General features: G+C 43.7%; 3 protein-coding genes and 1 pseudogene. 1 reads left to right on the forward strand and 3 read right to left on the reverse strand.

All coding sequences use genetic code 11. The features are described 5' to 3' along the window. Positions 1 to 141: 141 nt before the first annotated feature. The 3 genes from E5329_RS28155 to E5329_RS28165 all read right to left on the reverse strand — a co-directional run bounded on the left by E5329_RS28155 (position 142) and on the right by E5329_RS28165 (position 4,458). Positions 142 to 2,529, reverse strand: a complete 2,388-nt coding sequence (locus E5329_RS28155) for an ABC transporter permease (protein WP_135992440.1) — start codon at positions 2,527 to 2,529, stop codon at positions 142 to 144. 208 nt (positions 2,530 to 2,737) lie between these two features. Beyond that, positions 2,738 to 3,769, reverse strand: coding sequence for a sensor histidine kinase (locus E5329_RS28160; RefSeq protein ID WP_135992441.1), 1,032 nt, complete (start codon positions 3,767 to 3,769; stop codon positions 2,738 to 2,740). Then, positions 3,766 to 4,458: a response regulator transcription factor gene (locus E5329_RS28165; protein WP_135992442.1), complete on the reverse strand. Its 693-nt coding sequence runs from the start codon at positions 4,456 to 4,458 to the stop codon at positions 3,766 to 3,768. The genes E5329_RS28160 and E5329_RS28165 overlap by 4 nt, the downstream gene beginning before the upstream one ends. A gap of 238 nt (positions 4,459 to 4,696) precedes the next feature. Here E5329_RS28165 and E5329_RS28170 point away from each other — a divergent pair. After that, a pseudogene (locus E5329_RS28170) lies at positions 4,697 to 4,873 on the forward strand (helix-turn-helix domain-containing protein); the annotation flags it as partial. Positions 4,874 to 4,917: the final 44 nt, after the last annotated feature.

Raw genomic sequence — 4,917 nt, forward strand, 5'->3', positions numbered from 1 at the left:
TCAAAAGGCCATGTCATAGTTGTATCACCTCCATATTTGATAAGGCTATTGTAAAACCCAAATGTCCGCGAAATGTTACAGCGGCCAAAAAACTTCATTGAAAACCGGGGTGAAATGTTACAACGTTCGGACATTTCAAAATCAGTCTGCCATTTTGATCCGTTCTACCAATGAATTTCTGCATTGAATTTTTAGACAGATAGCAGAAATTATAATAGATGTTATTTTTAAGCAGACACCGTAAATCAGTAATGGAATAAAAGGAAAAGTATATTGAAAATAAGTTAATCCATTCGCAGACAATATCCGTACTAACAAATAACCCATTAAGGTTCCTGCCACAAGCGTAATAATCAAGCATGGAATAATCAGTAAGACGCTTTCATGCAGCAACATTTTCTTTATCTGCTTTTTTGTCATGCCGATAGACTCCAATATTCCAAATTCTTTTCTCCTTGTACTGATACGACTAATCAAGGTGTTTGTCAGATTAAAAATACTAAAAATAATGACAAAGGCAGATACCCCATAAACTTGTACGCTGGTATTATGAATCGTATTTGCTGAAGATGCTTTTACCTCTTGTAAGGTTTCCATTACCAAATCAGGGTGTTGGGACAGTATTTCATTTAACTTGCTTTCTACTGATTTACCCACTTTTTCATATTCGGGTACGGACAAAGTTAAGGAAGCTGTTAAATCCATATCTCCCCACAACTTTTCTATGGTTTCTTTTGGAAGATAAAACCCCTCCTTCATACTTTTTTCGGAAGTACCGGCAATCAAAACATCTATGCTGTGTTCAGTTCCATCGAACCATCGTAATGTCACTTTTTCTCCTATTGACGGGCAAGTATGATAGACTTCGTTCTGTACGCTTGTCCCTAATATAACCATAGCGTCTTGTTTCACCAATGTTTCGTATGTCCAATGGACAGGAAGCGTTTTCAAAATTTCCTCCTGATTATCAGGCGTAATCGGAATAATGGGAATTTCTAATTGTTCATCGTGATACTCAATAATGGCTGCGGTTCTCTCCGTAGTATAAATCTCTTTGACTTCCGGGATTTGTTGCAATTCTTCCATGAGTTCCTGTGAAAAAGGCGTATCAACTTGATACTCCGAAATACCATACGGTTTGGGGTTGACTAATGTATTGTGGTTAATCGTAATATAATATTCTCCATCTTCCAAATTCCCCATTCTCGCAAAGGAATCTGGATTCCATGATGATATAAAAGTGGCTCCAACCATAAATAAAATCCCGCCGATTGCAAGCGAGGCAATCGTCAGATTGTGTTTTTTTCGATCCTGCTTTTTGCTCAATACGGCTAAAGAATACGGTGAAAGGCGAATATGATTTTTCCTGTTCCGTACTTTATTTTCTTTTAGTTCTGGAGCGTTTCCAACATATTTTGTTGCTTCAATAGGAGAAATATTTGAAGCTATTTGCGCGGGCTTGTATACGGAAATTTGTATGATGATAATGCCTAATATTATTGCGAAAATACTTGTGGCTATGGCATGGATAATCGTTATTCCATTCGGCTCTAACAAATATGCAAATATGATACCTGCTGTAATACCGGCAGGTATTCCGAACAGGCAGAAACGATACCCCTCTTTACGAATCATCCGCTTAATTTGTTTTTCTGTCATGCCAATAGTTTTGAGCTGTCCAATTTGCGACACTTGATTTGATACCGAAAGGTAGAACACACTGTATATGACAATTCCGCTTGAAAAAACAATAAAAAGAGTGGCTAAAAGAACACCTCCCATTCCTGATCCACTAATAAGTGAGGAGCAGAACTTGCTATTAAAATAAAGTTGATTCCTACTTATGTCTTGGTATGAAGCCAGACGATATACTGTATTCTCAAAATCAACAAGTCCCATTTCCGTGGCGCCATTTACACGAATCAAGGCACTATATGGAATATCAGATAATAACACGCCCTGTTCTGCATACGCTGGGGAAACATAAAAGTAAAATGTTCCTGTTTCCACATTATCAGTAAAACCAGTAATGATGAAATCCTCTGTTTTACTCCCCGCAGTTGGTAAAGTGATAGTATCTCCTATATTTAGCTGATACCCCAGCTCTAACTGAACATTTTTATCAATTACAATTTCATTGTACTGTTCTGGACAGGTTCCACTGACTAATTCATAGGATTTTATAATTCCAAAACCAGTCGGCATATAAACCGCTTCAAATTTGATCCCATCCATCAGAAAACTATCACTATGCTTATAGGGTACAATATCTTCAAGATCAGGTTCTTTTTTCAGAACTTCTATCTGTTCTGCTGTAAGCCCCCCGATGGTAGCTTGCTGCATTTGATTCAAAATCTTTTGTTCACTAATTTTGCTGCCTTGTTGGAATAAGGAGATTCCCACAATCAAACTAATTGCCAGTGCAATCGTCAAAACATTAAAAAGGCAAAAAATACGATTTGAAGATACATTGCGTTTTGCTAATTTCTTTACAATGGCGCTTGTATCGTTCTCAAAAGGCCATGTCATAGTTGTATCACCTCCATATTTGATAAGGCTATTGTAAAACCCAAATGTCCGCGAAATGTTACAGCAGCCAAAAAATTTCATTGAAAATCGGGGTGAAATGTTACAAAGCTCGGACATTTCAGCCGAAAACCTGCCACTGGCAGCTTTATCGGCACACTACTGCGAAAAAATTTGCGGCGGGCAGCCGGAAATGGCCGTCCGCCGCATTCTATTTTGTCGGCAGCATAATGGAAAATTCCGAACCCTTTCCCAGCTCCGAAACCACTTTGATATAGCCGCCCTGCCGCGTTACGATCTCACGGGCCAGATACAGGCCAATGCCCACGCCCTGTTGTTCGTGTACTTCTTCCTCACGATAGAAGCGCCGGAAAATGGCGGCCTGATTGCTTTCGGAAATGCCCTTGCCGGTGTCGGCAACTTTGATCTCCACATACATTTCCCACAGCACCACTGACACAGCGATTTTCCCGCCTGCCGGGGTGTACTTCACCGCATTGTCCAGCAGGTTAAAAAGGGCTTCGGATGTCCATTTGCTGTCATGGGAAACGGCCAAATCCTCCGGGCAGTCCACAGACACGGCGATTTCCTTTTTCTCCGCTGCATACACAATCCCACTCATGGCCTGCGCCACGGTATCAAAGAGGCGGCCCGGTTTCTTATCCAACTGGATCACGCCCGTTTCCAGCCGGGAGGTTTTCACAAGGGCCTGAAAGAGAAAATCCAGCTTATCCGTCTGGCTGCGGATTCCCCGGATAAAGTCAGTGCGCTCCGCCTCGGCCATGGGCTTTTCCAGCAGGGTGTCCGCCGCCATTTTCAGATTGCTTACCGGCGTTTTCACCTGATGGGAAATATCCGATACAAGGGTCTGTAACTCCTGCCGTTCCTCGTCCACAAGACGGCGGTTCTCCTGCATGATCTGGTAAAGCCTTGCCAGCCGATGTCCGATTCTGGCAAGCTGGGTTTCGCTGTCCTCCGGGCGCTGGGGCGCTTCATTTCCGGCGATCATGTGGTCTAAAGTCTGGCACAGGTCAGTGGTAAACTGTGACAGCCGCTTTCCAAACGTCTGCGTCAGTACAAAAATCCCCACAAGGGCGCACAGCAGCACCGCCCCACCAGTCAGCAGCACCGCTGCCTGTTTTGTCACAAAAAACAGGGCTATGGTAATCCCGGACATAGAGAGGACAAGCCCTATTGCCACCCGGCCAAACAGCCGCTTTACAGATAGGTTTTGAAACTTCATTTCGCCTCGCCTCCCGTCCACTGATAGCCCATGCCGTAAACGGTCTTGATGTAGGGCGTGCCGCCGTCGGATTTGATCTTGCTGCGAATCCGGCTGATGGAGGTTGTCAAGGTGTGTTCATCCACAAACTTCTCGTCTATATCCCACAGCTTTTCCAGAAGCTGCCCACGGGTCAGCACTTGCCGGGGATTTTTACGGAACAGGTTCAGCATTTTGTACTCCATCGGGGATAAGGTCAGGGGCTTGCCGTTTAGGGAAGCCGTCTGCTCCGGGAAGTCCAGAAACAGCCGCCCGTCGTCGTAAATGTCTTTGGCCGGTTTGTGGTGTTCCAGCATGGCAAACATGGCTTTGATTTTCCGCTGCAAGGCCCCGATCACAAAGGGCTTTGTGATGTAATCCACCGCGCCCACTTCATAGCCCCGTATCTGGTCGCTCTCCTGATCGTTGGCGGTCAGGAAGATTACAATGGTGTCCGGGTGCTGGGGCTTTATCAGCTTGCACAGCTCAAAACCGTTGCCGTCCGGCAGGTTGATGTCCAGCAGCACCAAATCAAATTCCCGCTGGCGGATGGTGTCGGCTGCGGTTCTGGCATTTAGGGCAGAAGTTACGCCGTAGCCGTCTGCGGTCAGGTTATAGGCCAACATCTTATTCAAAAAACTGTCGTCCTCGACAATTAAAATCTGCTTCATATCCTCACTTCCTTTGCTTTTTGCAGATAGTATAACAGGCAAATGTCCGCGAAATGTTACAACGGACGGATTTTTTCAAAAAAATATCCACCTATATTATAATTTGATTTGGTTAGTGATACAAGGATAGCGTTTATATCTCACTAAAAAAACGGCATAATCATACCTGTTAGTCGGCATAATAAGGTTATTCCTTTGTGTAAATCGGCACGATAGAATATATTCGAGGTGAATGATTATGCTGATTGATGATTTAACCGCTTTAGGGCAAAAAATGCGGGAAGCCCGAAAAGGAAAAAGCCTGACACAACAGGAGCTTTCTGATTTGAGCCATGTATCTGTCAAGCAGATTGCCAAGATTGAAAAAGGGCAGATGAATCCGTCCTTTTTGATTTTGAAGGCACTGGTGTTAATAACTTCATGAGATGTCACAGATTTGACCTTGTTCGCTGTCGCAAG

The organism is Petralouisia muris (assembly GCF_004793545.1).
Classification (GTDB): domain Bacteria; phylum Bacillota; class Clostridia; order Lachnospirales; family Lachnospiraceae; genus Petralouisia; species Petralouisia muris.

What these genes read in the sequence shown, in the direction of transcription:
- E5329_RS28155 (WP_135992440.1), bottom strand. Translation starts at nt 2,529, where the DNA reads ATGACATGGCCTTTTGAGAACGATACAAGCGCCATTGTAAAGAAATTA.
- E5329_RS28160 (WP_135992441.1), bottom strand. Translation starts at nt 3,769, where the DNA reads ATGAAGTTTCAAAACCTATCTGTAAAGCGGCTGTTTGGCCGGGTGGCA.
- E5329_RS28165 (WP_135992442.1), bottom strand. Translation starts at nt 4,458, where the DNA reads ATGAAGCAGATTTTAATTGTCGAGGACGACAGTTTTTTGAATAAGATG.